Source organism: Devosia sp. Leaf420, assembly GCF_001425445.1.
Taxonomy (GTDB): Bacteria; Pseudomonadota; Alphaproteobacteria; order Rhizobiales; family Devosiaceae; genus Devosia.
The window spans coordinates 139,495-164,628 of record NZ_LMQU01000014.1; the positions used below are offsets into that span (position 1 = coordinate 139,495).

The 25,134-nt window shown below is 60.5% G+C and carries 22 protein-coding genes; 16 read left to right on the forward strand and 6 right to left on the reverse strand.

The window, feature by feature from the left end; translation table 11 throughout:
- Positions 1-66 precede the first annotated feature (66 nt).
- Both ASG47_RS18610 and ASG47_RS18615 read left to right on the forward strand, forming a co-directional pair.
- Entirely contained in the window at positions 67-990 is a 924-nt protein-coding gene (locus ASG47_RS18610; protein ID WP_162243278.1) for a VOC family protein, read from the forward strand.
- Between the two features lie 48 nt (positions 991-1,038).
- Complete coding sequence (locus tag ASG47_RS18615) at positions 1,039-1,584, forward strand: DUF924 family protein (RefSeq protein WP_061911739.1); 546 nt, start codon at positions 1,039-1,041, stop codon at positions 1,582-1,584.
- A 146-nt stretch (positions 1,585-1,730) separates the two neighbouring features.
- Here ASG47_RS18615 and ASG47_RS18620 read toward each other — a convergent pair whose 3' ends face one another.
- Complete coding sequence (locus tag ASG47_RS18620; protein WP_061911740.1) at positions 1,731-2,972, reverse strand: aminopeptidase; 1,242 nt, start codon at positions 2,970-2,972, stop codon at positions 1,731-1,733.
- A gap of 468 nt (positions 2,973-3,440) precedes the next feature.
- On the reverse strand, positions 3,441-3,671 hold the full coding sequence (locus ASG47_RS18625) for a hypothetical protein (protein WP_061911741.1): 231 nt from the start codon (positions 3,669-3,671) through the stop codon (positions 3,441-3,443).
- Between the two features lie 47 nt (positions 3,672-3,718).
- Between ASG47_RS18625 and ASG47_RS18630 the strand changes: the two genes are divergently transcribed.
- Entirely contained in the window at positions 3,719-5,515 is a 1,797-nt protein-coding gene (locus tag ASG47_RS18630; protein ID WP_061911742.1) for an ABC transporter ATP-binding protein, read from the forward strand.
- Positions 5,516-5,554: 39 nt separating this feature from the next.
- Here the strand turns inward: ASG47_RS18630 and ASG47_RS18635 are convergent, their stop codons facing one another.
- Together ASG47_RS18635 and ASG47_RS18640 are read right to left on the reverse strand one after the other, a co-directional pair.
- On the reverse strand, positions 5,555-6,112 hold the full coding sequence (locus ASG47_RS18635) for a hypothetical protein (RefSeq protein ID WP_061911743.1): 558 nt from the start codon (positions 6,110-6,112) through the stop codon (positions 5,555-5,557).
- A 72-nt stretch (positions 6,113-6,184) separates the two neighbouring features.
- Positions 6,185-6,685, reverse strand: a complete 501-nt coding sequence (locus tag ASG47_RS18640; RefSeq protein WP_061911744.1) for a cytochrome b — start codon at positions 6,683-6,685, stop codon at positions 6,185-6,187.
- Between the two features lie 621 nt (positions 6,686-7,306).
- On the opposite strand from ASG47_RS18640, the gene ASG47_RS18645 reads away from it, so the two are divergent.
- From ASG47_RS18645 to ASG47_RS18655, 3 genes are all read left to right on the forward strand, one after another.
- A complete protein-coding gene (locus tag ASG47_RS18645; protein ID WP_061911745.1) occupies positions 7,307-7,594 on the forward strand; it encodes a hypothetical protein in 288 nt (95 codons plus the stop codon).
- A gap of 183 nt (positions 7,595-7,777) precedes the next feature.
- Positions 7,778-8,104, forward strand: a complete 327-nt coding sequence (locus tag ASG47_RS18650; protein ID WP_061911746.1) for a GIY-YIG nuclease family protein — start codon at positions 7,778-7,780, stop codon at positions 8,102-8,104.
- A gap of 187 nt (positions 8,105-8,291) precedes the next feature.
- On the forward strand, positions 8,292-9,332 hold the full coding sequence (locus ASG47_RS18655) for a type I restriction enzyme HsdR N-terminal domain-containing protein (protein WP_061911747.1): 1,041 nt from the start codon (positions 8,292-8,294) through the stop codon (positions 9,330-9,332).
- Positions 9,333-9,496: 164 nt separating this feature from the next.
- Here ASG47_RS18655 and polA read toward each other — a convergent pair whose 3' ends face one another.
- Entirely contained in the window at positions 9,497-12,412 is a 2,916-nt protein-coding gene (gene polA / locus ASG47_RS18660) for a DNA polymerase I (RefSeq protein ID WP_061911748.1), read from the reverse strand.
- Positions 12,413-12,567: 155 nt separating this feature from the next.
- On the opposite strand from polA, the gene ASG47_RS18665 reads away from it, so the two are divergent.
- The gene (locus ASG47_RS18665; RefSeq protein WP_061911749.1) at positions 12,568-12,840 is read left to right on the forward strand and encodes a hypothetical protein; all 273 of its coding nucleotides are present in this window, start codon (positions 12,568-12,570) and stop codon (positions 12,838-12,840) included.
- A 59-nt stretch (positions 12,841-12,899) separates the two neighbouring features.
- Here ASG47_RS18665 and ASG47_RS18670 read toward each other — a convergent pair whose 3' ends face one another.
- Complete coding sequence (locus ASG47_RS18670) at positions 12,900-13,469, reverse strand: GcrA family cell cycle regulator (RefSeq protein ID WP_061911750.1); 570 nt, start codon at positions 13,467-13,469, stop codon at positions 12,900-12,902.
- 362 nt (positions 13,470-13,831) lie between these two features.
- Here ASG47_RS18670 and ASG47_RS18675 point away from each other — a divergent pair, with 362 nt between their 5' ends.
- From ASG47_RS18675 to ASG47_RS18715, 9 genes are all read left to right on the forward strand, one after another.
- Positions 13,832-15,031 carry an aspartate aminotransferase family protein gene (locus tag ASG47_RS18675; RefSeq protein WP_061911751.1) on the forward strand — a complete coding sequence of 400 codons (1,200 nt, stop codon included), beginning with the start codon at positions 13,832-13,834 and terminating at the stop codon, positions 15,029-15,031.
- A gap of 179 nt (positions 15,032-15,210) precedes the next feature.
- On the forward strand, positions 15,211-16,143 hold the full coding sequence (gene argF, locus ASG47_RS18680) for an ornithine carbamoyltransferase (protein ID WP_061911752.1): 933 nt from the start codon (positions 15,211-15,213) through the stop codon (positions 16,141-16,143).
- 179 nt (positions 16,144-16,322) lie between these two features.
- Entirely contained in the window at positions 16,323-17,345 is a 1,023-nt protein-coding gene (locus ASG47_RS18685; RefSeq protein WP_320408928.1) for an Hsp33 family molecular chaperone, read from the forward strand.
- Positions 17,346-17,454: 109 nt separating this feature from the next.
- Positions 17,455-18,171 (forward strand): helix-turn-helix transcriptional regulator, encoded by a 717-nt coding sequence (locus ASG47_RS18690; protein WP_061911753.1) that lies wholly within the window; start codon positions 17,455-17,457, stop codon positions 18,169-18,171.
- A 91-nt stretch (positions 18,172-18,262) separates the two neighbouring features.
- Complete coding sequence (locus tag ASG47_RS18695) at positions 18,263-18,910, forward strand: acyl-homoserine-lactone synthase (RefSeq protein WP_061911754.1); 648 nt, start codon at positions 18,263-18,265, stop codon at positions 18,908-18,910.
- Between the two features lie 7 nt (positions 18,911-18,917).
- The gene (locus tag ASG47_RS18700) at positions 18,918-20,738 is read left to right on the forward strand and encodes a glycosyltransferase family 2 protein (RefSeq protein ID WP_061911755.1); all 1,821 of its coding nucleotides are present in this window, start codon (positions 18,918-18,920) and stop codon (positions 20,736-20,738) included.
- 53 nt (positions 20,739-20,791) lie between these two features.
- A complete protein-coding gene (locus ASG47_RS18705) occupies positions 20,792-21,298 on the forward strand; it encodes a DUF2937 family protein (protein WP_082511853.1) in 507 nt (168 codons plus the stop codon).
- Between the two features lie 91 nt (positions 21,299-21,389).
- Positions 21,390-22,790 carry an adenosylhomocysteinase gene (gene ahcY, locus ASG47_RS18710; RefSeq protein WP_061911756.1) on the forward strand — a complete coding sequence of 467 codons (1,401 nt, stop codon included), beginning with the start codon at positions 21,390-21,392 and terminating at the stop codon, positions 22,788-22,790.
- A gap of 199 nt (positions 22,791-22,989) precedes the next feature.
- On the forward strand, positions 22,990-25,056 hold the full coding sequence (locus tag ASG47_RS18715) for a methyl-accepting chemotaxis protein (protein WP_061911757.1): 2,067 nt from the start codon (positions 22,990-22,992) through the stop codon (positions 25,054-25,056).
- Positions 25,057-25,134 lie beyond the last annotated feature (78 nt).

Below are 25,134 nucleotides of genomic sequence, written 5' to 3' on the forward strand. Positions count from 1 at the left end.
ATAGAAGCGCAGCCGCGTGAGGCCTAGATTATGGGCAACACCGAAATTGCTTCAGAGAGGTCGATCATGATCGACACATCCGTTCAGACCGTCGTCAAATCCAAACCCATCCTGCCGCTCAGCACCACGCTGGGGCCCGTGCACCTCGCCGTGACCGATCGCGCCAAGGCGCTCGCCATCTGGCAGGATGTCGTCGGGCTCGACCTTATCGCCGAGCGCGGCAATGCGCTTTTCCTCGGCGCTGGCGGCACCGTGCTCATCGTGCTCGAAACCGGCGCCATCCGCCCGGTCGTGCCGCGCAGCATCGGGCTTTATCACGTCGCCATTCATGTGCCGAAGCGCGTCGATCTTGCGCAGATGGCCGTTCGCGCGCTGCAGCGCAATGTCCGCATTTCGCCCACCGACCATCTTGTCAGCGAAGCCATCTATCTCTGGGATTTTGATGGCAATGGCATCGAGATCACTTTCGAGACGCCATGGCGCGGGACGCTGGGCGATCCGGAAAAGGGCGAGACCTATGCTATCGCTGCCGATGGCAAGCCGCATTCAGGCCGCGAGGCGATCGATCTCGACGATTTGCTGGGTGAGCTGGGGCCAAGCCGTGTCCTTGCTGCATGTATGCCGGCTGGCACGCGCATCGGCCACATTCATCTGCACGTCAACGATCTCGGTATCGCCATGACGTTCTATCGCGACGTCATCGGCTTTGCCGGCTTCCTTTTGATCAACTCCTTCGGGATGGGCGATGTCGGGCTTGATTATATGCCCCATACTGTGGCGTTCAACATCTGGTCCGGACCCAACGCGGCACTGCCGTCGGCCGGATCAGCTGGCCTCCGGTGGTTTACGCTCTCCTTGCCCGATGAGGCGACACGAGACGATTTGCTTGAGCGGCTCGCAAAGGCGGGCGCGCCGATCGAGGAGCTCGATGGGAGTATGGAGACGCAAGATCCGTTCGGTAATCGGCTCCGCTTGACGCTCGCAAACTAAACCGCAACTGGCGCGTTTCTGCCCCGAGGGTTTTCATTGGGGGCAGGAATGCGCAGTTCACACGATGTTCTGACCTTCTGGTTCGTGGCGCACGGACCAGAGGATTGGTTTGCCGGCAAGCCTGAGTTCGACGCCAAGATCGCCGAGCGGTTCAGTACTACCCATGCCCATGTCGCCAAAGGCGAAGCCTGGGAGTGGCGCGCTGGCGCACGCGGACGGCTCGCCGAAATCATCGTCCTCGATCAGTTCTCTCGCCAATTATTTCGCAACCAGCCAGAAGCCTTTGCGCAGGACAAGATGGCGCTGGTGCTGGCCCAGGAAATGGTGGGGCAAGGGCTCGATATGCAATTCGAGCAGCCGCAGCGCGGATTTATCTATCTGCCGTTCATGCACGCAGAGTCGGCAGCGATCCAATCAGCTTCGGTGCGGCTCTATGAGGCGCTGGGAGATGAAGATCAGCTGAATTTTGCGCTCGAGCACCGAAAGGTCATCGAGCGTTTCGGGCGGTTTCCATTCCGCAATGCCGCGCTTGGCAGGGAGAGTACGCCGGAGGAGCGCGACTATATGGCTGAGCAGGGCGAGCGGTCGTTCTGAGCGTGCCGTCACCCCCTCCCAACCTCCCCCATCAAGGGGGAGGTGCCGTTCTGTGGGCTGGGCACCATGGAGCAAAAGACGCTGTCCCTTCACCTCCCCCTTGATGGGGGAGGTCGGGAGGGGGTGGCGGTGATAAAGAGGGCGGCTCAGAACGCCCATTCACCCTTGCGCATGACGGGCTCGCTCGTGCCGTCTTCATGTACGCCATCGATGTCGATCTTGTCCGAGCCGATCATCCAGTCGATGTGAATGAGGCTCTTGTTGCCGCCCTGGGCAAAGATCTGGTCTTGCGAGAGCTCCTTGCCGCCCTCGAAACAATCGGCGTAGCACTGGCCCATGGCGATGTGGCACGAGGCGTTTTCGTCGTAGAGCGTGTTGTAAAAGAGAATGCCCGAGGCCGAGATCGGCGAGGAATGGGGCACGAGAGCCACTTCGCCGAGACGACGCGCGCCTTCGTCGGTATCGAGCACCTTGTTAAAGACGTCCTGACCCTTGGTCGCCTTGAGTTCAACCAGGACGCCACCTTCGAAGCGCGCCTGGATGTTTTCGATCAGCGTGCCATTGTGCGAGAGCGGTTTGGTGGCGGCCACGGTACCTTCGACGCGGAGGCGATGCGGGGTCGTGAACACTTCCTCGGTCGGAATGTTGGGGTTGCAGGTGACGCCGTTCTTGGCTTCGGACGCGCCGCCCTTCCAGCGGTGGCCATCGGCGAGGCCAATGGTGAGATCGGTGCCGGGTCCGGTGTACTTCAGTGACGCAAATTTCTTGCCGTTAAGCCAGGTCCAGCGGGCCTTGAGATTGGCGTTGTGCTCTTTCCAGGCTGCAATCGGATCGGCTTGATCGACGCGGCTGGCTTTGAAGATAGCGTCTGCGAGCTTGGCGACCGCGATCTCTTCGGCATCGTTCGGGAAAACGAGCTTGGCCCAAGCTGGAGTTGGGTACGAAACGATATTCCAGTTGATGTCGAAGCCGGTGATCAGCTCGAGCGCCGGCCGATAGGCGGCCGAATTGGCGCGATTGGCGCGGGAGACTTTTTCTGGGTCTTGGCCGGCGAGCATCATCGGATTGTCGCCGGAAATGGCCAGGCGCGCGGCATTGTTCTTGTAGGCCTCGGCCATGCCGGAATAGAGCCAGCCGGCGGCGCGATCGAAACTCTTGTCATTGGCATATTTGTAGCGCGCGAGCGTTGCTTCCTCGTCCGAATAGATGGTGGTGACGAGCCCGGCGCCGGCCTTATAGGCGTGTTCGGTGATACGGCGAACGAGCGGAGCAGACACCATCGGCGCGGTGATGATGAGATCCTGACCCTCGGCCAGTTGCAGGCCGACCTTGATCGCCACTTCGCCGAGCTTGTCGAGTTTCGTCGGATCGATTGCAGAAGTGCTCATTCTGGCATGGCCCTGATTTTGTTGAATCGGTTGGTGCGAGCCTATCCGGCCAATTGTGGCGACGCCACCCGGCGAAATCGGAAATTCGCTTGACCTGGATCAAGGTTTTGCGCGGCGGCGAGGCGCAGGAAAGAGCCAGCACATCAGGAGGCTCTTATGATCATTCTTCTCACTGCAGTCTTTGGTATTTTCGGCGCCTTTGCTGTTGGGATGGCCTATGCGCAGATCCAAGCACACGGGATCGTTGCGCCGGGCGCGCGGCGGCCGGAGTGAACCCCCACCTAACCTCCCCCTGGTCGGGGGAGGAATGCATCGAGTGAAGTTCGGGGCCGGAGAGCCACCAATAGAGCCCTCCCCCTGCCAGGGGGAGGTTAGGTGGGGGTGCTGCACCCGCCCACTGTGTCCCATTGGCACCACCCCTCACATTCACTTGTATTAACCTATTGGCAAAGGCGGACGGTTTGGGTATCAACCGGTCGCCGCTTCATTTTTCAGCAACAGGGAGGCGATGCATGCCAGCATTTTCATTCGCTTCCCCGTGGGCCAGCCGCCGACCTTAGGCTGATCCCATTCGCGGCCCGCTTCGGTTACTGATCCGAGGACAAGCCGCCCGCGGTTTTCTCTTTCCTTCGCTTTTGCAGAGCTGACTGATCCCAACGGGGTCATTGTCTCTAAAAGTCCGTTCTGCGCCTTTTTCATATCCTTTTGAGGAGCCGGTTGCCGGAGAACGGGACCGGACTGCCAGAATGAGTCGCAAGAAACTCGATTTTCGTGCCGACGCCTTCAGACAGGTGCTCGGATTTACCTTCCGCCACTGGGCCCATCAGCCCAAGCGCATCGCGCTGATCGCCGGGCTCGTGATGATCTCGACGCTCGCCGAAGTACTGGTGCCGATGTTTTCGGGCCGCATCGTCGACGCCATTTCCGGCGGCGGCGATGACGCGCTGAGCGGCGCGTTGTCGGCATTCGCTACGGTTGCGGCGCTTGGCCTGACGAGCGTTGTGCTGCGCTATTTCGTCTTCAACGGCATCATCAAGTTGACGCTGAAAATGATGGCTGAGGTCGTCAATGACGGCTTCTACAAGGTGCAGCGGTTTTCGACCGATTGGCATGCCAATAGCTTTGCAGGCTCGACGGTCCGCAAGGTGACGCGCGGCATGTGGGCGCTGGATTCGCTCAACGACATCCTTCTCATCGCACTTCTGCCCAGCATCGTAATGTTGGTCGGTGCGTCGGTGCTGCTCGGCTCCTATTGGCCGGTGATGGGGCTCGTCGTGGCTTTGGGTTCGGTGATCTACATTACCTTCACCGTCTTGATGTCGGTGGGCTATGTCGCGCCGGCCGCCAGCCTTGCCAATGCTTGGGATACGCGCCTAGGCGGTTCCCTCGCGGATGCGGTGAGCTGCAACTCGGTGGTAAAGGCTTTTGGCGCGGAGCATCGCGAGGAGGAGCGGCTCAAGCACGTGCTCTCCAAGTGGGACACGCGCACGCGGCGGACATGGAAGCGCGGGACGCTTAACGGCACCATCCAGGGTTTCCTCATGACCCTGATGCAGGCCGGTATTTTGGGCACGGGCCTTTATATGTGGACGCAGGGGCTGGCTTCGGCCGGCGATATCACCTTCGTCCTCGCCATGTTCTTCGTGCTGCAGGGGTATCTGCGCGATGTCGGCATGCACATCCGCAACCTCCAGCGCTCGGTCAACGACATGGAGGAGCTGGTGGCGCTCAACGGCATGCGGCTCGGTGTCGAGGACAAGGCAGGGGCCAAGCCAGTTGCGATCAAGGACGGCGCGATCAAGTTCGATCACGTCACCTTCCGCTATGGCAGCCACGCGACCCCGCTTTATCGCGACTTCTCCGTCGCCATAAAGCCGGGCGAGCGGGTGGGTCTCGTGGGGCATTCTGGCTCTGGCAAGACGACGTTCGTCAAGCTGATCCAGCGGCTCTATGACATCAACGAGGGTGCGATCACCATTGATGGGCAGAACATCGCCGAGCACCAACAGGCGAGCCTGCGCAATCAGATCGCCATCGTGCAGCAGGAGCCGATCCTCTTTCACCGGACCCTGGCGGAAAACATCGCCTATGGTCGGCCGGAAGCGAGCCGGGCTGAAATCATCGAGGCGGCCACTCAGGCCAATGCGCATGATTTTATCATGAGCCTGCCCAAGAAGTATGAAACGCTGGTGGGTGAGCGGGGCGTAAAACTGTCGGGTGGCGAGCGGCAGCGTGTTGCCATTGCCCGGGCGTTTCTTGCCGATGCGCCGGTGCTGATCCTGGATGAAGCGACCTCGAGCTTGGATAGCGAGAGCGAAGTGATGATCCAGGAGGCGATGGAGCGGCTGATGGAAGGCCGGACGACATTGGTGATCGCGCATCGTCTCTCGACGGTCCGTGCACTCGACCGGTTGCTGGTTTTCGACAGGGGCAAAATTGTCGAAGAGGGCAATCACGAGGCGCTGATCCGGCTCCAGGGCGGGATCTATCGCCGGCTCTTCGAGCGGCAGGCGCTCGAACTGACCAAGGGCCTCGTAGCCTAGTGACCAAAAGAACCCGCGGAGCGATCCGCGGGTTTTTCTTTAAGCGAGTTCGCTGACGGAAATGCCGGTGAGCGGATCGCGGTGAACGTTCATGCGCTTGTAGAAAGCGCCGCCGGGCTTGCGGCGCGGATCCTGCGGATCGATCAGTTCGATGCGGCGGCGATCGGGGCCGAAATAACGCTCGCTCCTGACATAGAGGATATCCTGGCAAAGCTGTTCGGTCAGTCTGCGCCGCAGATCGGGCAGTTGATCGCCGAGGAACAGCACTTCATCGAACCCCATCTGCACGAGCGGCACGATCTGGTGGCGCGGACCTTTGGGCACGACGCAGATGATCGGCGCATAGCGGCGGAGCTGGTGCTCGGAGGCGCGAAGGCCGCGGAGCACGCGCTGCTTGCCGGCATCGGGCAGGAGCGCGTGGACGATGTAAAAGACCAACCGCTCGCTCGGCAGTTCAAGCTCTGGCGTATAGGCGGCGACGGCGCCGAAGCCGAGACGTTTGGCCAGATCGCCCAGCGCTGCCGTTTCGACAGCGCTCGGCCCGAATGTAACTGCCATGCAGCCGGCAAGTATAGTCTTGACGCCCGGTTCTACCATTCTCTTCCCCCAAAGAGGCTGGTTCTATTTGGGGAGGACTATGCTCAGGCTTTGATAATCTTGTGTTAAAGCTCAGCTTTCTGGCTTCATCATGCGCAAAAGGATGCCGCTGCGAAGAACGAATTGCTGCACGAGCGCGGCGGCGATGTGAATGAGGACGAGTGCGATAAGCGCGAGGCGCAGCGGGCCGCCATGGACATCGGCGGCGTTTTCGATGCCGCCGAACCAGGCGACGAGGCCGGAAATCGGCAGCGCGAACAGCAGCACATAGATGAGGCCATGAACAATATTGGCGAGGACGCCGAAAATGGCGGGCTGGCCGGCCGGATGCGGCGGCGCGCCATGGCGGAGGCGAATGATGAGGCGAATGGCGGCGAGGATCAGGATGGCGCTGCCGACGATGATATGGGGCAGGGGATTGGCGCCCTCGGCGGGGCCGCCTTCCATGCGGGCATCCCAGGCCATTTCCATGCCTTCATGGACGATGAGCTGGAAGAGAATGAGGGCCGCAATGACCCAATGAAGAAAGATCTGGGCGCGGGAATAACCCGCAGATGGAGTGGAAACGGACATGGCGACGCTTTCCTATGGGGCCGCGGCGCGACAGACGCCGCTTGGGGAGAATTGTCCAGCCCCATTGCGGTTGCAAGTGAATGTTTGGACAGGCTGAAGCCCCGGCCGGCCGGATGGCTTCCGGTGATTGAGCGGACCCCGGAGCGGCAATCGCCTCGGATGAGATTTTTGTTATTGAAGCGACAGCCGCTCCGGAGGCCGGATTTTTGGACAGAGACCACAGCGCCCAGTTGATCGCTCGTCGCAGGGCGGCCGACTCCAGAACCCATGGGAAGGCGACCTCCCACGACCGGCTCCCCCCGCCACTGATCGCCTGCAGGCCGCTCACACGGGGAGATGGGGGAAGAATAGAGGAGATTTTGGGAGGGGGGATAAGCGGGATAGTTTCGTGGCTCACCACACCCCCTCCCATCCTCCCCCATCAAGGGGGAGGTGCCGGGCAGGTGGTCTTGGCTGATAGCCAGTCTCGAGCGCGATGCTACACCTCCCCCTTGATGGGGGAGGCCGGGAGGGGGTGACTGAAAGGGGGCGCCCCTTAACCCTTCATTCACCATAAAACCAAGCGCTCGGAGCCCGGATCGCGAGAACGCATTGTATTTGTATCAAATACGAGGCAGCCCCATGGCTTATTCCGATCCAATGCCCGACGCCTATGTCGCCGAATTTCTAGACCTCGCGCGCTCGGCTAATGTCACCTTCGATATCACCGAAGACCGCCTGCATATGCGGATGGTCAGGCCCAATTGGTCCATGTGGACCCCGATCCGGCATATGCTGGATGAGATTGGGCATGAGCGGATCGAGGCGTTCGTGCGGAGAGAGGCGGCTGCGCGCCAGGCGGTGGAGGGATGGAATGAGATGAGCGTGGAGAGGCTAGATGCAGCGGCGGAGATGATGCGGGGCATGTAGCCCTTGGTCCACTCACCCACTCGATGTCACCCCGGCGAAGGCCGGGGTCCATCCTGAGATGTTTCTGCCAAGGTCGACTGATCGCGGCTCACAACTGCCGGGGGATGGGCCCCGGCTTTCGCCGGGGTGACAGCTGGTGGGTTGGGTGTCACTGTGCACCGCAGAAGTATCGCGAGGGGGCTCATGTACTTCGTTTACATCATGGCCAACCGCAAACGTGGCGCGCTCTATACTGGTGTGACCAACGACCTTATCCGTCGTGTTTCCGAACATCGCGAAGGACTGGTGCCGGGCTTCACCAAGACGCATGGCTGCAAGGTGCTTGTCTGGTTCGAGGTGCACGAGGACATCGAGGTCGCCATCACCCGAGAGAAGCTGATCAAGAAGTGGCGTCGCGATTGGAAAGAGGAGCTGATCGAAGCGCAAAATCCCGAATGGCGTGATCTGTGGTGGGAGATCATCGGGCCGCAAGCGTCCGCTGAGAGCACGCCATATAGAAGCGATACCTGATCGTCTTGGCCGCTTCACCGACCACTGGCTGTCACCCCGGCGAAGGCCGGGGCCCATCCTGAGGTTGTTTAAACATTCCAGGCCCTCACGCTTAGATGCCACCCCACTTTCGGAGCCCCACAGAAAAAGCAGTAGTTTACAGAAGTTTAAACTCCAATTACTTTTCGATTATTGGGGGAGATTTCGCATGTCATTCAAAGAAGATGTTGCTGATCTGGCGAAGCGGGCGATTAGTGCGCAGGCTGTGGCTCAGACGGAGGAAGCAACCAAGAACGCTATCGTGATGCCATTCTTGCGAGTGCTTGGATTCGATGTATTCGATCCAACCCAGATCATTCCAGAATACGTTGCGGATGTCGGACTGAAGAAAGGAGAGAAAATCGATTACGCCTGCAAGATAGGCGATCGCATTGAATACCTAGTCGAAGCAAAGTCCGTATCTACCAACCTGCGTGATGCACAGTACAGTCAGCTTTTCCGTTACTTCCACACCTCAGATGCCAACATTGGCATTCTCACCAATGGGTTACACATCTGGTTCTTTACGGACTTAGAAGCGCCCAACAAGATGGATGCCACTCCCTTTTTCAAGTTTGACCTCCTTTCCTACGACGATAACGACCTCAAGGAACTGGAGAAATTCCACAAGTCAAATTTCAAAATCGAGACGATCCAAGCCGCTGCGTCATCCCTGAAATATCTGCGCGGAGCAATGAACTTCATCGAAGGTCAATGGTCTGATCCCGATGAGGAGTTCGTGCGCATGGTCGCGCGTGGTTTTTACGAGGGCAAACTTACAGGTGCGGTAGTGAATGAGCTAAAGCCCATCGTGCGCCGAGCATTTGATGACCTGTTCCGCCAAAGGGCGAAGCATAAGATCGATGTGGCTTTCGATGGCGGACTTGATGAGGCAATTCCCACTGTCGATGACAAGAAAATCGAAACCACCGCTGAAGAAATGCAGGGCTTCATGATCGTCCGAGCTATCGCGGCCGAGGTGGCGCCAGTTTCTCGCATTGCTCTGCGGGACGCCCAATCGTATTGCGCGATCTTGTTTGACGACAACAATCGCAAGCCTATCGTGCGTCTTCATTTCAACGGAAAGTCAAAATTCTTAACGGTGTTTGGCGCGGAGAAAGAAGGAAGCCGCCACGACATTGAGCAGGTGGAGGACATCTACCGCAGCGCTGGCGCGATCAAGGACGCGGTGAGAGCCTACGCTGAATAGCGGCAGCCAACCACGGGGTGTCACCCCGGCGAAAGCCGGGGCCCATCTTGAGATGGTTGAGTACTGATAGTGCTTATCGAGGCGGCTGGCGTCTGGAGATGGGCCCCGGGTCAAGCCCGGGGTGACAGCCGGTGGGTGGGACGAGTTAGAATATAACCTCGTACTTAGTGCGCCTCATCCCAATTCTTGGCCGCATGCGCGTCTACCTGGATCGGCACTGACAACCGCACCGCCGGCTCGGCCGCGTTTTCCATCACTCGCTTGATCACCGGGATCGCCTGATCTTCCGTGCCCTCCGGCACCTCGAAGATCAGTTCGTCGTGGACCTGCAGCAGCATGTCGGCGTCGATTTTGGCTTTTTTCAATTCCGGTTCCATGCGGATCATGGCGCGACGGATGATATCGGCGGCAGAGCCCTGGATGGGGGCGTTGATGCTGGCGCGTTCGACAAAACTGCGTTCGCTCGGATTGCCGGAATTGGCGTTGGGGAACTGGATTTTGCGGCCAAAAATGGTGGTGACGAAGCCGTCGGCTTTCACCTTCACCTTTTGCTCGTCCATGTAGTCGCGAATGCCGGGGAAGCGTTCGAAGTAGGTTTTGATATAATCGCCGGCTTCGCCGCGGGGGATGGAGAGCTGGTTGGCGAGGCCGAAGGCGGAAATGCCGTAGATGATGCCAAAATTGATGGCCTTGGCGCGGCGTCGGACTTCGCTCGGCATGCCTTCGACGGGCACGTTGAACATTTCCGAGGCCGTCATAGCGTGAATGTCGAGGCCTTCTTCGAAAGCGTCCTTGAGGGCCTGGATATCGGCGATATGGGCGAGGACGCGCAGCTCGATCTGGGAATAATCGGCCGAGATCAGCACCTTTCCGGGCGCGGCGACGAAGGCGGTGCGGATTTTTCGGCCATCGGCGGTGCGGACGGGAATGTTTTGAAGGTTCGGATCATTGGACGAGAGGCGGCCGGTGAGAACGGAAGCCTGCGAATAGGACGTGTGCACGCGGCCAGTGCGCGGGTTCACATAGGTGGGGAGGGCATCGGTATAGGTGCCCTTGAGTTTGGTGAGCTGGCGCCAATCGACGATGGTGCGGGCGAGCGGCACGCCCTTGAGCGCGAGGTCTTCGAGCACATCGGCGCCGGTCGACCAGGCGCCGGTCTTGGTCTTGGTGCCACCCTCGATCTGCATCTTGTCAAAGAGGATTTCGCCGAGCTGTTTGGGCGAACCGAGATTGAAACTCTGGCCGGCCAGTTCATAGGCTTCGGCCTCGAAGGCGGCGGCGCGCTGGGAGAAATCCCCGGAAAGGCGCGCGAGGATCTGCCGATCGACGGTGATGCCGCGGGCTTCCATGCGCGCAAGGACCGGGGCGAGGGGGCGTTCGAGGGTTTCGTAGAGCGTCGTAGCGTTTTCCGCGGCAAGGCGCGGTTTCAGCACGTGCCAGAGGCGGAGGGTGACGTCCGCATCCTCGGCGGCGTAGCGCGCGGCGGCAGGGATTTCGAGCTGGTCGAAGGTTTTTTGCGCCTTTCCGGTGCCGGCAAGCTCGGTGAAGGTGATGGTCTTGTGGCCAAGCCAGTGGTCGGCGAGGACGTCCATGCCATTATAGCGCGGGCCATCGAGCGCATAGGAGATGAGCATGGTGTCGTCGATCGGCGCGAGGTTGATGCCGTAGCGCCAAAAGATCTCCATGTCATATTTGATGTTTTGCCCGATTTTGAGGATCGAGGGCGCCTCGATGACCGGTTTCAGGGCTTCGAGCACATCACGAATGGGCAATTGGCCCTCGACGAGGCCGCCGCCGGAGAGGAGGTCGCCGGCAAGGACGTGGCCAACCGGGATATAGCAGCCTTCGCCGATCTGGGTGGAGAGGCAAATGCCGACGAGATCGGCCTGTTGCGGATCAAGCCCGGTGGTTTCGGTGTCGATCGAGACGTAGCCGACATCCCAGATTTTCTGGACCCAGGCGGCAAGGCGCTCGGGCGTGGTGACGGTTTCATAGGCGTCGTAATCGACGGGGATGGCTTTGATGCGCGCGTGCTCTTCGGCGGCGAATTTCGCGGGGCCGGAGCCGGGCACGACATTGGCGGCGATTTTTGCCTTGGCGACGGAGAGCGAGGTGGATTTGAGCGAGGCCGGAGCTTCGGCGCCGCCGGCGCGGAGATCGGGATCGGCCTCGAAATCATCGGGGTTGGCGTCGAGCAGCGTCGCCATGCGCTTGGTGATCGTCGCGAATTCCATGGCCTTGAGGAAGGGGAACAGGACCGAAGGCGCCATGGGCTGGCGGATGAGACCATCGAGGTCGATCTCGACCGGGACTTTTTGCTCGAGGGTGACGAGTGTCTTGGAAATGCGCGCGAGATCGGCATTGGCGATCAACTTTTCGCGGCGGGCGTTCTGCTTGATCTCGGTGGCGCGTTCGAGCAGCGTTTCGAGATTGCCATAGGTATTGATGAGCTCGGCCGCGGTTTTGACGCCGATACCGGGAACGCCCGGAACGTTGTCGACGCTATCGCCGCAAAGGGCCTGGACGTCGATGACCTTGTCCGGTGTCACGCCAAACTTGGTGAAAACCTCTTCGGGGCCGATCCAGCGCAGGGGCGGCTGGCCGGGGCGGGGGATGGTGTCGAGAAGACGAATGGAGCCATCGGGCTCGACGAGCTGCATCAGGTCCTTGTCGGACGAGGCGATGGTCACCTTCATGCCGGCGGCGCGGGCCATGCAGGCGTAGGTGGCCATGATGTCGTCGGCCTCCCAGCCTTCCATTTCGATGGAGGGAATGGAAAAGGCCCGGGTAGCCGAGCGGGTCAGCGGGAATTGCGGGACCAGCTCCTCCGGCGCCGGTGGGCGCTGGGCTTTGTATTGGGGATAGAGATCGTCGCGAAAAGTTTTGCCCTTGGCGTCGAAGATGACGGCCATGTGGGTGGGCGGCTCATCGATATCCATGTCCTGCGTCAGCTTGAACAGCATGTTGCAGAACCCCTGCACGCAGCCGACGGGCAGACCGTCGGACTTGCGATTGAGCGGCGGCAGGGCGTGGAAGGCGCGGAAGATGTAACCCGAGCCATCGACGAGCAGCAGATGCATGAGACGATTCCCTTTCAGTCCGGGCGCAACTTTAAAGCTTCGTGAACAAAAGCGGTACCCGGATTTTGCACGAAGCCGCCGCGGGTTGCCGCCGCAACCAGAGCGCATATGGCGCGTTTGGACGCAATCGGGGGATCTTTGCGGCGGAGGGTTGAATGAGTATTTCTGGAAAACTGGACCGGATCACCTGGGCGCAGCTGACGCTGGCCGAACGCATGGCGATGGTCTCGATGACGGCGGGCGCGCAAGGCCATATCGAATGGTCGATCCAGCGGGCGCTATGCTACCACAAATTGGCGCGGCTGACGCCCGGTGGGCTAATGCTGACGCGCGACGGGCGCTTTGTCATTGCCGCGCGCCATGGCCTGCCGGTCGTGGTGGGCAAGGATAATCCCGCAGGTCCCTTGCGCTCGAGCAATCTCGGCTAACGCGGTTTGCTTTTAGGCAAATAAAAAGGGCGCTCGCGGCGCCCTTTATTTTTAGCTGATCAGCGCTTTTTCTTGTCGAGCTGGTGATAGGCCCGGCGCGAGTGGAAATCGCAATAGGGGCCGGTCTCGAGGCTGTGCTGGCCGCAGAAATAAAAATCCTTCGAGAGCGGATCGCCGATCGGCCACTTGCAGGTGTGCTCGTTGAGCTGGAGGAGGCTCAGGCGCTTGTCCTCGGGAATGAAGATTTCCTGGCTCGCGGGAGCGACGTAAAGCTCCTGCTCCATATCAGGCGACATGGCGAGCGCAGTGGCGCCCATGACCTGCGGACGCGGCATCGACGGGCGCGGCTTGGCCGCGGCGGCCATGCTTGGCGCACTGGTCGAGACGCTGGGACCGGCAGGCCGGCGCGGCGCGGGACGTGGCGCCGGGCGGGTGCGTGGTGCGGTATTGGTGGGCTTGGCACGAGCCGAAAGCTTCAAGCGATGAACCTTGCCGATCACCGCATTGCGGGTCACGCCTTCGCCGAGCTCGCCAGCGATCTGGCTGGCGCTCAGGCCTTCCATCCAAAGTTTCTTGAGAAGTTCGACGCGATCGTCGGTCCAGCCATTCGATTGCGCTCCGGTAACCATCGTCAACTTAGAATCCTTTTCTCCGCCGCCAAAGTGACTTGGCAGCCTTTCGACTCTACGGCTCGTATGCTGAGTGGGTCCGCCACACGAGATATCGTGTCCCCAATGCCTATGACCTTACGACATCGGCGGAATCGGGATCAAGAGTCGGGGCTGTTTTTCCCCCCGAATTCAGTGGTTAATTTTTCGCTAACAATCATTGAGTCAAATCAGGCACTTGCCCGCGAGAGCGTTGACTTGGCAGCCAAAACCCGCCTAATTCTCCCGGCCCAAGGCGCTGCCAGTGAGCAGCGTTTTTGATTTGTGTGGCACCTTTGCCACGGTTTTTCGCATCCCGCCTAAGAAGAAAAGGGGAGCCTTCCATGTCTGCGCTCTATGCCACCTATGCCCGTTCCGAAGTTTCGTTCGAGCGCGGCGAAGGCATGCGCCTTTTCGACCAGCATGGACGGCAATATCTCGACTTTCATTCCGGCGTTGCGGTGAATGCGCTTGGCCATGGCGACCCGCATCTTGTCAGCGCGCTCAAGGCTGCAGCGGACAAGGTCTGGCACACGGCCAACACCTTTACTATTCCCGAGCAAGAACGCCTCGGCCAACGGCTCGTCGAAGCAACCTTTGCCGATGCCGTCTTCTTCACCAATTCGGGCGCCGAAGCGATCGAATGCGCCATCAAGACCGCGCGGCACTATTTCTGGGCCAAGGGTCAAGAAGAGCGCTTCGAGGTTATCGCCTTTAGCGGCTCCTTCCACGGCCGGACGCTCGGCACGATCGCGGCTGGCGGCAATCCCGATTACCTCCAGGGCTTTGGACCTGCCGCGCCCGGCTTCAAGCACGCCAAGCCCGGCGATATCGAGAGCGTCAAGGCGCTGATCACGCCCCAGACCTGCGCCATTCTCATCGAGCCCGTGCAGGGCGAGGGCGGCGTGACCGCCATGACCAATGAATTCATGCAGGGTCTTCGCGCGCTCTGCGACGAACACGACATGCTGCTCATTCTCGATGAAGTGCAGTGTGGCTTTGGCCGCACCGGGCGCTTTTTTGCGCATGAATGGAGTGGGATCACGCCCGATATCGTCGCGGTCGCCAAGGCGATCGGCGGTGGTTTTCCGCTCGGCGCGTGCCTCTCCAAGGGCGATGTCGCAGCGTCCATGGTCCCCGGCACCCATGGCTCGACCTATGGCGGCAATCCCCTGGCGACGGCGGTGGGCAATGCCGTGCTCGATCGTGTCCTGGCGCCCGGCTTTATCGACAACGTCAATGTCATGGGCCAGCGTCTCGCCTGGCACCTGCAGCAATTGGCGCAAAAATATCCCGACTATGTGCTGGAGCTACGCGGCAAGGGGCTGCTCGCTGGCATCAAGATTTCGACGCCGGTGCGCGACATGGTCACGCGCCTCCGCGACGATCACCAATTGCTCACGATCGGGGCAGGGGACAATGTGCTGCGTCTCTTGCCGCCGCTGATCGTTTCGGAGGCCGATATCGAAGAAGCCGTGGGCAAGATTGCCGCTGCTTTCGACGCTATCGAAGCTGAAACGCAGGCCGCGCCGATAGCGAGCTGAGATCATGCTGACGTTTTATCATTTTGGGCGTCGCCGACGCGGCTTGTTTCCTCCGCCTCTCTGAGCAGCGGTCTCCCGAGAACCTGAATCTTCTTTCGGGAGACCCGCCTCTAGGGCAGAGTGATTAACCGCGGCTCCCGCCGCTCCAACATTTTATGCGTCATGAAAGAACCCGGCCTATGTCTTCGACCGGTACTCCGAACCATTTTCTCTCTATCGATGATTTCTCCTATGCCGAATTGCGCGGCATGCTCGATCAGGCCGGTGCGCTCAAGGCGCGCCTGAAAGATGGCGATCGGCCTCAGCTCCTCAAGGACAAGGTGCTGGCGATGATCTTCGAGCGCCAGTCGACCCGCACACGCGTCTCCTTCGACGTCGGCATGCGCCAGCTTGGCGGCGAAACCATCATGCTCTCCGGCCAGGAAATGCAGCTTTCGCGCGAGGAAACGCTGTCCGACACCGCCAAGGTCATGAGCCGTTATGTCGATGCCATCATGATCCGCATTCTCTCCCACGCCGATCTGCTCGAGCTCGCCGAAGGTGCGACAGTGCCGGTGATCAACGGCCTGACGCGCCGGGCACATCCATGCCAGATCATGGCCGACCTCATGACTTTTGAAGAGCATCGTGGCTCGATCAAGGGCGCCAAGGTTGCCTGGGTGGGTGACAGCAACAACGTGCTGCACTCTTGGGTCAACGCTGCCGAACTCTTTGAATGCGAGCTGACCATTGCCGTGCCGGACGAATATAGCCCGGAAAAGGACTTGATGCAGGACATCACCAGAGCCGGCAAATATGCCAGACTGATCGAGGACCCGCGCGAAGCCGTCGAAGGCGCCGATCTCGTCATTGCCGATACCTGGGTGTCCATGGGCGACGTCGATGCCGCCGAGCGCCGCCGGGTCTTGAAACCCTATCAGGTGAATACCAATTTGATGGGCTTGGCGAACAAAGACGCCCTTTTCATGCACTGCCTTCCTGCCCATCGTGGCGACGAGGTGACCGACGAAGTGATCGACGGTCCACAGTCGGTGGTGTTTGACGAGGCCGAAAATCGCCTCCATGCCCAGAAAGCCATTTTGTGCTGGGCCTTCGGGGTTGAAACGAACTAGGCGCTTTTTGCGCAGCCGCTTCGATCGCTCGACAAGAACGGCGTCATCCCCGCGAAAGCGGGGATCTCTTTTCCAGACGCAAGGAAGGGATTCCCGCTTTCGCGGGAATGACGCGGTGTTGAGCGAACGGGACAAGGCGCGTTTCGCCCTCAAGGCTTAGCCGTGATAGAGTTGAGCGAATGACCACGGAACCGACGACCATGACCGACAGCTTCCTTTCTGCCATGGGCCTTGATCGCCCCGAGACTGGCGACGATGCCGTGGTGCCGTTCACGCTTGAAAAGCTCGATACCCGCGGGCGCATCCTGCATCTGGGGCCTTCGCTCGACGCGATCCTGACCCGGCATAATTATCCCGCTCCCGTGGCACGCCTTCTTGGCGAGGCTGTCGTTCTGACCGCGCTGATCGGCTCGTCGCTGAAATTCGAGGGCAAGCTGATCCTGCAAACGCAGACCGATGGTCCGGTGAACCTGATCGTCGTCGATTTCGACGCGCCCGACGGGATGCGCGGCTATGCCCGCTTTGATCATGACATGGTGGTCAAGTGGGCAGAGGAAGGGCGCACCAGCCCCGCCGATATGCTCGGCAAGGGCCATCTGGCGATGACCATCGACCAGGGCTCGCATACCGAGCGTTATCAGGGCATCGTCGCGCTCGATGGCAATGGGTTGGAAGAAGTGGCCCATACCTATTTCCTGCAATCGGAACAGATCCCGACCCAGGTCCGGCTCGCCGTAGCGCAGATGTCGATGCGCGGCGATCATCGTCCGCGCTGGCGCGCTGGTGGGATTCTGATCCAACACCTGCCTGAAAACGGCATGGCGCGCATGGCCGACCTGCCCGGCGACGGTAATTTCGATAATCCGGACACGAGCGATACGGCTTTCGAGGAAGCCAATGGCTGGGCCGAGGCCCGCTCGATGCTGGCAACGGTTGCCGATGTCGAGCTGGCCGATCCCGAAGTCTCGCCCGAACGCCTGTTGTTCCGGCTCTATCATGAAACCGGCGCGCGGGTTTTTCCGGCAATGCCGCTCGTCGAGCGCTGCACCTGTTCGGCCGATCGGATCGAAGAGATGCTGGCCACCAACTTCACCGATGAAGAACGCGGCGATATGGCGGTGAATGGCGAGATCGAGGTCGTCTGCGAGTTCTGCTCGACCGCTTACCGCTTCAATCCCAATCAGTTTAACCTGAAACACTAAATCTCTGGGGCGACGGAAATAATTTCCTCTCTTGCCGTCGCCCAGCTTGCTATTTCTGCGGTCCATGTCAAAATTGACGCTACGGAGCAATTGGAGGGACCGCTTCCAAGTGAACGCCGATCTGATGAACAGGATCGAGTTGCTGCAGCGTCAGGAGGACGCTGACGGCATCCACAAAGTGGTGTCCGACACGATCGGGCACTATGGCTTTGAGCGCTTCATCATCTCCGGGCTTCCCGATCGCGGCGTCGATGTCCGGCCGTTTGTCCTGCTCTCGGGCTGGGACGATGAATGGTACAAGCGCTACACCAATCTCGGCTATGTCCACCTCGACCCCGTGGCGCGCAATTGCTTTGCCACAACCCTCCCGTTCGACTGGTCGGATGCGCCCTACGATCGCGAAGGCGATCCTCAGGCCCGGCGCGTCATGGACGAGGCGCACGACTTCGGCATGAATGAGGGGCTTTGCGTGCCCGTTCATCTCGAAGGTGGGATGCAGGGGGTTGTCTCGCTCGTCGGCCGCACCGATTGGCTGAGCGAGCAGCAGCGGCTCGAACTGCATATGCTGGCGCTCTATGCCCATGGCCGGCTGCGGTTCCTCAACACGGTGCAGACCGATCGGCGACGCCGCGCTATCAGCCCGCGCGAGGCGGAAGTGTTGAAATGGGTGGCGAGCGGCAAGACCGCTGCCGATATTGCCGAGATTACTGGGCTCAGCGCACGCACCGTCAACCAGCACTGCGAAAACGCGCAGCGCCGGCTGGGCACCAATAATCGGCTCCATACCGTGGTCGAAGCCATCCGGCATAAGCTGATCGCGCTCTAGTGTCAGCGCTTGGGCATTGGGAAAACTGACAATTTTCGTCTCTGCCGCTTCATGACTATTCTCTCAGTAGAGGTGGAGTGGGGGCAAGGGCATGCAGGTGCACATCGTGCGCGGACCGGTCAGCGACAGGCATGCCGCTCTTCTCGAAGACAATTACCGCCTGCGTCACAGGATTTTCGTCGAGCAACAGGGTTGGCAAGCCCTACGCCGGTCCGATGGCCGCGATGTCGATGCCTTCGACAATGCGGATGCGACCCATATTCTGCTCACCAAGAGCGATCAATTGGTGGGCGGCTCCCGCGTGACGCCGCTCGATCGACCGAACTTGCTGCAGACAGTTTTTAGCGGGCTCGTGCAAGACGATCTCCCCGCCGACCCATCGCTTGGGGCCGATTGGACGCGCTTTTATGTGCGGCCCGATCGACGCGAAGGCCGGCGGCGCACACCCGAGTCTGCAGCTCTTTTCTGCGCGATGATGGAATATGCCCTCAATGAGGGCTTCACCTTCATCACCTTCGTTTCCTCCCTCTCCATGGTGGAGCATGGCAATGCCGTGGGATGGAGGATTACCCCGCTCGGCGAACCCGCTCTGGTCGATGGCAAGGCCACTGTCGCCGCCTGGATCGAGGTTTCCGAGCATGCCCTCGACAATGTGCGGCGGGCCACCGGGATGAGACGCGCGCTCATCCCGGCCTCCCCGCCCACACGCGGGCCGTCCATCCCGCTTTACGCGCACTGAGGCCATCATGCCCCGGGCCCTCGCACTCATGCGTGCAATCATCGGGCCGGAAGAGAGTGAACACACGGCACAGCGGCTTCTGGAAGAGGCCATGCTGGTTGAGGTCGATCCGCTGCTCCATGCCGCGTTTTCGCTCCATCTCGACGTCAACACGGCGCTGGAGCGGGGCGCCGAGCATATCGGGATTGCTTATTTCGAGACCATTCCGGTCGGTAGCGATCTCTCTGTGCCCTTGCTCACCGAGCGTCTCGCCGAAATCCATATGGTGCGGGTCACGACGCTCGACCGTGATATCGCCTATACCGCGCCCGACTTCCGCGGCTTGATGGCGCTTAAGTCCTTGACCGAAGCAGACCCGGCTTTGACGCGCCGCGTCTGTGTCGTGCCCGCTGCTGCGATGCGCCAATATCTGGCCGGGGTCGCGGCGCCTGATCTCATCGACAGCGCACGGCAGACGCTGGCGCGGAACTGGCCCCGCGCCGCCGCGAGCCTTGAACTGACGTTTGGCGTGCGCATGGCTTTTGCGGCTTCTGTTATTGCCATCATCGCCGTGCTGGTGCTGACGCCCTATCTTGCGCCGGCCTGGATCATGCCGATCTGGGCGTTGATCATCCTGCTGCCCGCGCTCATGCGTCTGGCGGCGCTGCTATCGCCAAAAGCGGCGCCGGTGGTCGAGAAGAGAATCGAAAACGACGCTTTGCCGGTCTATTCCGTCCTGGTGCCGCTGCGCGACGAGGCCGACATGGTCGACCAGCTTTGCCGCGAATTCCTCAAACTCGACTACCCCGCCCATCTCCTCGACATCATTTTCGTCGTCGAGCAGCGCTCGCCCGAAACCGTGGCGGCCGTGCAGCGGCACTTGCCCAAGGGGCGGTTCAGCCTGGTGGAGGTGCCGCATGCTCTGCCTTTGACCAAGCCCAAGGCACTCGACTTTGCGCTGCCCTTTTGCCGCGGTGAGTTTGTCGTCGTCTTCGATGCCGAGGATCGGCCCGAGCCGCAGCAGCTGCGCCAGATCGTCGGTCATTTCCGCCGTGCGCCGCACCTCCATTGCATTCAGGCCCGGCTCGTGATCGCCAATGGCGCGCGGGGGTGGTTGCCTGCGCTTTTTGCCGGGGAATATGCCGGGCTTTTTTCGGTCTTCCTGCCCGCACTCGGACGCTGGGGCGCCGTCATTCCGCTCGGCGGCACATCCAATCATTTCCGCCTCGCGAGCCTGAGGGCCGTGGGCGGCTGGGATGCCTATAATGTCACCGAAGATGCCGATCTCGGCGTGCGCCTCGCGCGTCGGCGGCTCAATTGCGGCACCAGTAGCGCTGTGACCTATGAGGACGCGCCGGAAAGCCTGACCATCTGGATGGGCCAGCGCCGGCGCTGGATGAAGGGGTGGATGCAGACCTTCCTCGTCCACAATCGCCAGCCGAGGCAATTGCTGAAAGACTTTGGCCTGCCGCGGTTTCTCGTTTTCGAGATCATGGTGCTCGGGATGATCCTCTCGCCGCTCCTTCATACCGGCTTTACGCTGAGCTGCATTCTCGCCCTTCTCTTGGGGCGGTTCGAGCCGTTCCGGCTCGATCTGTGGTCGGTCTCGTTCCTCGCCGTCTTCGCCATTGGCTATGGCATTGCCTTCTCAAAGCAGATCGCCGGGCTGTTGCGGTCAGGGCAGAAGGATATTCTCGGCTGGCAATTGTTCTTGCCGATCTATTGGATCGCCATCGCCTGGGCGACGGTGCGGGCGCTCATCGATCTCACCATGCGCCCCTTCCATTGGATCAAAACCGCGCATCGCCCCGTTTCTGACATGAGGCCGAGACAGGTTCCGGCCGAGTAAACCTTGCCGGTTGCGAAAGCGTCTGACAGGGTCTGTGTGAGGGAGGGCAATCGATGCGACGCATGTTGGCCGGTGTCGGTGGGGTCGGGCTGGCCGTGATGCTCAGCCAGTTTCCCGAATATGCCCAGCAATATACCCAGCGCCTCGGCGGCGCGGTGGATGAATTGCGCATCATGACGGAAGACTTCGATCGCTCGGCGGGCGAAGCCGGGCTTGATCGGGTGGGGGCTCTCAGCCGCTACCAGGCATCGACCGATACATTTCTCGCCGATCGCGGCCGCAGCATGGAGCGCACCTTTGGCCGCTATGCCGAGCTGAACGCGACGCTGCAACGCATCGCCGGCGCCGATCCCCTGGAGCGCCTTCGCAACCTGCCCGCCTATCTCGACACCGATATCGGTCGCCGGACGCTCGAAAACTATAAGCCCGCCATGCCGGTGACGGCTGAGGGCCTTCTCTATGCGGGCACCGGTTTTGCGCTCGGCTATATCATTCTTTCGGCGCTGATCCGGTTCTGCAGCCTGCCGTTTCGCCGCCGGCGCGTCGTCTATCGTTCATAGGATATAAACATTCCTTTATATGTGCGGTTGAACGCGGGGGCCCGCTTGCGTATAGGAAAGGCAACGCAAAAAAACCTTCCGGAGACCGAGCATGACGCTCCAATCGACCGACTATGCGGTCAAGGATATTTCGCTGGCCGATTTCGGCCGCAAGGAACTCACGATCGCCGAGATCGAAATGCCGGGTCTGATGTCGATCCGCGAGGAATATGCGGCAGCCCAGCCGCTGCGTGGCGCCCGCATTGCCGGCTCGCTCCACATGACCGTCCAGACCGCCGTTCTCATCGAGACGCTGGTGGCTCTCGGCGCCGAAGTGCGCTGGGTGTCGTGCAACATCTTCTCGACCCAAGACCATGCTGCAGCCGCCATTGCCGCCGCCGGCATTCCGGTTTTTGCCCATAAGGGCGAAACGCTCGAAGAATACTGGGATTTCACCGATCGCATGATGGATTGGCCGGGTTCGACCCCGAACATGATCCTCGACGATGGCGGCGACGCCACCATGTATATTCTCACCGGCGCCAAGGCCGAGAAGGACATTTCCGTCCTCGACAAGCCAGGCAGCGAAGAAGAAGAAGTGTTCTTCGCCACCATCAAGCGCCGCCTCGCTAAATCGCCGGGCTTCTTCACCAAGATCCGCGATGCGATCCGCGGCGTTTCGGAAGAAACCACCACAGGCGTGATGCGCCTCTATCAGCTCCATGCCAAGGGCGAGCTGCCGTTCCCCGCCATCAACGTCAATGACTCGGTCACGAAGTCCAAGTTCGACAATAAGTACGGCACGCGTGAATCGCTGGTCGACGCCATCCGTCGCGGCACCGACGTGATGCTGGCGGGCAAGGTCGCCATCGTTTGCGGCTATGGCGATGTGGGCAAGGGTTCGGCGGAATCGCTCCGGGGCGCCGGCGCCCGCGTGCTCGTCACCGAAGTTGATCCGATTTGCGCCCTGCAGGCCGCCATGGAAGGCTTTGAAGTCGTCACCCTCGAAGATGCAGCGCACCGCGCCGATATCGTCGTCACTGCCACGGGCAACCGTGACGTGCTGATGGTCGACGATATGCGCAACCTCAAGGACATGGCCATCGTCTGCAATATCGGCCACTTCGACAACGAGATCGACGTTCTGGGCCTTCGCAATTTCAAGTGGACCAACGTCAAGCCGCAGGTCGACCTGATCGAGCAGCCCAATGGCAAGCGCCTGATCCTTCTTTCCGAAGGTCGTCTTGTGAACCTCGGCAATGCCACCGGTCACCCGAGCTTTGTCATGTCGGCATCCTTTGCGAACCAGACGCTGGCCCAGATCGAACTCTGGACGCAGGGCGATAAGCTCGAAAAGAAGGTGCACGTTCTCCCAAAACACCTCGACGAAAAGGTCGCCGAACTGCACCTCGCCAAACTCGGCGCCAAGCTCACCAAGCTCTCGAAGACCCAGGCCGACTACATCGGCGTCAGCGAAAACGGCCCGTTCAAGTCGAACGAATATCGCTACTGATCTCTTCGACCTAGACCAAAAGCTAAGCCCGCTTCGGCGGGCTTTTCTATTTGCCTTTGTTTTTCAAAGATTTGGTCTGGGGTTGCGCTAAGCACTTGTCATTACGGAAATCTTCTAAGGCCAGCGGCCTTCGTTAACCTTCCTTGCCTATCTTGTGGTTGGGAGGACGACAACACAAGCAAACAGGGCACCCCACGCCATGCGCGGAGCGACCAAATCCTTCTTCCACAGCATCAAGCTGACCACCTCCATTTCCGCTCTGGTGATTGGCGCGATATTCATCGCCATCATCGCCGTAGTCTGCGCTGTCTATGCGAGCCTAGCGAGCGATGCCCACAGGACGGCTGAAGAATCGCTGCGTGAAGGCATCCGCCTGACATCAACCCTGTTCCGCGCCGAATTCCCTCAAACAGAAATTTCCTGGAATACTGACGGCACGATCGGCGCCGTCACCGTTCCGGCCATGCCCGCCATCGCGAGCCACGACCTGATCGACAGCATTGTCCGCGTCACCGGCAACAAGGCAACGATCTTCGCGCTCGACCCCGCGACGGGCGAATTCATCCGGCAATCGACCAATATTCTTTTGGCCAGTGGCGAACGCGCCATCGGTACGCCGCTCGATCCCAAGGGGTCGGTGTTCCCCGTCGTTTCTGGCGGCACCGCCTATGGCGGAACGGCCGACGTGCTGGGTGTGCCCAATTATGTGCGCTATCAGCCGATCGTCGACACCGCGGGCAAGGTTGTGGGCATTCTTTACGTCGGCATCGAACAGGCCAAGATCAATGGCGTGATCGGAAGCACGCTGCGCCTTCTCGCGATCATCGGCGGCCTGACCATGCTGATCATTGGCGGTCTTTCGCTGCTGATGGCGCGCCTTTTCGTCCGCCCGGTGCTCAAGCTCTCGCAGGCAACGACCAGCATCGGTCAGGGCGCGCTCGAAACCCAAGTGCCCTATACCCATCGCAACAATGAAGTCGGCGCCATGGCCAAGGCCGTGGAAATCTTCCGCGAAAACGGCCTCAAGATCGCGCAGATGACCGAGGCGGAAGCCGCCCGCATCATCCGCGACGAGGAAGCCCGGCGCGAGATGATGGTCGAGCTGCAGCGCGCCTTCGGCGATGTGGTGGACTCCGCCATCGATGGCGATTTTTCCAAGCGCGTTCCCGCGACCTTCCCCGATGCCGAACTCAATGGGCTTGCCACCTCGGTCAACGACCTGGTCGACAGCGTCGACAAGGGGCTGAGCGAGACGGGCACCGTGCTCAGCGCACTTGCCAATACCGACCTGACCTGCCGCATGGATGGCCAGCATCGCGGCGCCTTTGCCAAGCTCAAAGCCGACGTCAACCAGGTCGCCGACCGCCTGACCCATATTGTCGGTCAGTTGCGCGGCACCTCGGGCACGCTGAAATCGGCGACGAGCGAAATTCTCTCTGGCGCCAATGATCTTTCCGAGCGCACTACCCGTCAGGCAGCGACGATCGAAGAGACATCTGCCTCAATGGAGCAGCTTGCCCTGACCGTGACCGAAAACGCCAAGAAGGCGTCGGATGCGAGCCAAAAGGCCAGCGTGGTTTCGCGCTCGGCTGAAGAAGGCGGCGCGGTGATGGATCAGGCTAATTCGGCGATGGAGCGGATCACGCAGTCTTCGTCAAAGATTTCCAATATCATCGGCATGATCGACGATATCGCCTTCCAGACCAACCTGCTTGCCTTGAACGCTTCGGTGGAAGCGGCGCGGGCTGGAGAAGCAGGCAAGGGTTTCGCGGTTGTTGCCGTCGAAGTTCGGCGTCTGGCGCAGTCGGCCGCGCAGGCCTCTTCCGAGGTGAAGGTTCTGATCGAGCAGAGCGCCAAGGAAGTCGGCTCGGGCAGCAAGCTCGTGGCGGACGCATCGGGCAAACTCAACGCCATGATGGAAGGGCTGCGCGCCAATACAGCACTGCTTGACGATATCGCCCATGCCAGCCGCGAACAGGCTTCGGCCATCGACGAGGTCAATACTGCCGTTCGTCAGATGGACGAGATGACCCAGCACAATGCGGCGCTGGTCGAGGAAGTGAACGCCGCGATCGAGCAGACGGAAAACCAGGCGAGCGAACTCGACCGGATCGTCGATGTCTTCACCATTGAAACGAGCCTTCAGCGCCCGTCCCAGACACGCTCGGCGCCCGCCACCAAAACCGCTCCGCGCGTCAGGGCGGCAGCCTCGGCTTACCTGACCAATGGCAATGCGGCACTCAAGGACGATTGGTCCGAATTTTGAAGTGTTTCCGCTGTCACAAATCAGCAATTAAAGGGCCTTACGGGGCCCTTTTCCTTGGGCGGTGTAGCGAAGTCTTTA

Bases quoted from the DNA above. Each gene is read 5' to 3' on its own strand.
- ASG47_RS18630 (WP_061911742.1), top strand. From the start codon at position 3,719: ATGAGTCGCAAGAAACTCGATTTTCGTGCCGACGCCTTCAGACAGGTG.
- ASG47_RS18675 (WP_061911751.1), top strand. From the start codon at position 13,832: ATGTCTGCGCTCTATGCCACCTATGCCCGTTCCGAAGTTTCGTTCGAG.
- ASG47_RS18650 (WP_061911746.1), top strand. From the start codon at position 7,778: ATGTACTTCGTTTACATCATGGCCAACCGCAAACGTGGCGCGCTCTAT.
- ASG47_RS18665 (WP_061911749.1), top strand. From the start codon at position 12,568: ATGAGTATTTCTGGAAAACTGGACCGGATCACCTGGGCGCAGCTGACG.
- ahcY (WP_061911756.1), top strand. From the start codon at position 21,390: ATGACGCTCCAATCGACCGACTATGCGGTCAAGGATATTTCGCTGGCC.
- polA (WP_061911748.1), bottom strand. From the start codon at position 12,412: ATGCATCTGCTGCTCGTCGATGGCTCGGGTTACATCTTCCGCGCCTTC.
- ASG47_RS18685 (WP_320408928.1), top strand. From the start codon at position 16,323: ATGACCACGGAACCGACGACCATGACCGACAGCTTCCTTTCTGCCATG.
- ASG47_RS18625 (WP_061911741.1), bottom strand. From the start codon at position 3,671: ATGAAAAAGGCGCAGAACGGACTTTTAGAGACAATGACCCCGTTGGGA.
- ASG47_RS18655 (WP_061911747.1), top strand. From the start codon at position 8,292: ATGTCATTCAAAGAAGATGTTGCTGATCTGGCGAAGCGGGCGATTAGT.
- ASG47_RS18715 (WP_061911757.1), top strand. From the start codon at position 22,990: ATGCGCGGAGCGACCAAATCCTTCTTCCACAGCATCAAGCTGACCACC.
- ASG47_RS18620 (WP_061911740.1), bottom strand. From the start codon at position 2,972: ATGAGCACTTCTGCAATCGATCCGACGAAACTCGACAAGCTCGGCGAA.
- ASG47_RS18635 (WP_061911743.1), bottom strand. From the start codon at position 6,112: ATGGTAGAACCGGGCGTCAAGACTATACTTGCCGGCTGCATGGCAGTT.
- ASG47_RS18645 (WP_061911745.1), top strand. From the start codon at position 7,307: ATGGCTTATTCCGATCCAATGCCCGACGCCTATGTCGCCGAATTTCTA.
- ASG47_RS18615 (WP_061911739.1), top strand. From the start codon at position 1,039: ATGCGCAGTTCACACGATGTTCTGACCTTCTGGTTCGTGGCGCACGGA.
- ASG47_RS18705 (WP_082511853.1), top strand. From the start codon at position 20,792: ATGCGACGCATGTTGGCCGGTGTCGGTGGGGTCGGGCTGGCCGTGATG.
- ASG47_RS18610 (WP_162243278.1), top strand. From the start codon at position 67: ATGATCGACACATCCGTTCAGACCGTCGTCAAATCCAAACCCATCCTG.
- ASG47_RS18700 (WP_061911755.1), top strand. From the start codon at position 18,918: ATGCCCCGGGCCCTCGCACTCATGCGTGCAATCATCGGGCCGGAAGAG.
- ASG47_RS18640 (WP_061911744.1), bottom strand. From the start codon at position 6,685: ATGTCCGTTTCCACTCCATCTGCGGGTTATTCCCGCGCCCAGATCTTT.
- argF (WP_061911752.1), top strand. From the start codon at position 15,211: ATGTCTTCGACCGGTACTCCGAACCATTTTCTCTCTATCGATGATTTC.
- ASG47_RS18695 (WP_061911754.1), top strand. From the start codon at position 18,263: ATGCAGGTGCACATCGTGCGCGGACCGGTCAGCGACAGGCATGCCGCT.
- ASG47_RS18670 (WP_061911750.1), bottom strand. From the start codon at position 13,469: ATGGTTACCGGAGCGCAATCGAATGGCTGGACCGACGATCGCGTCGAA.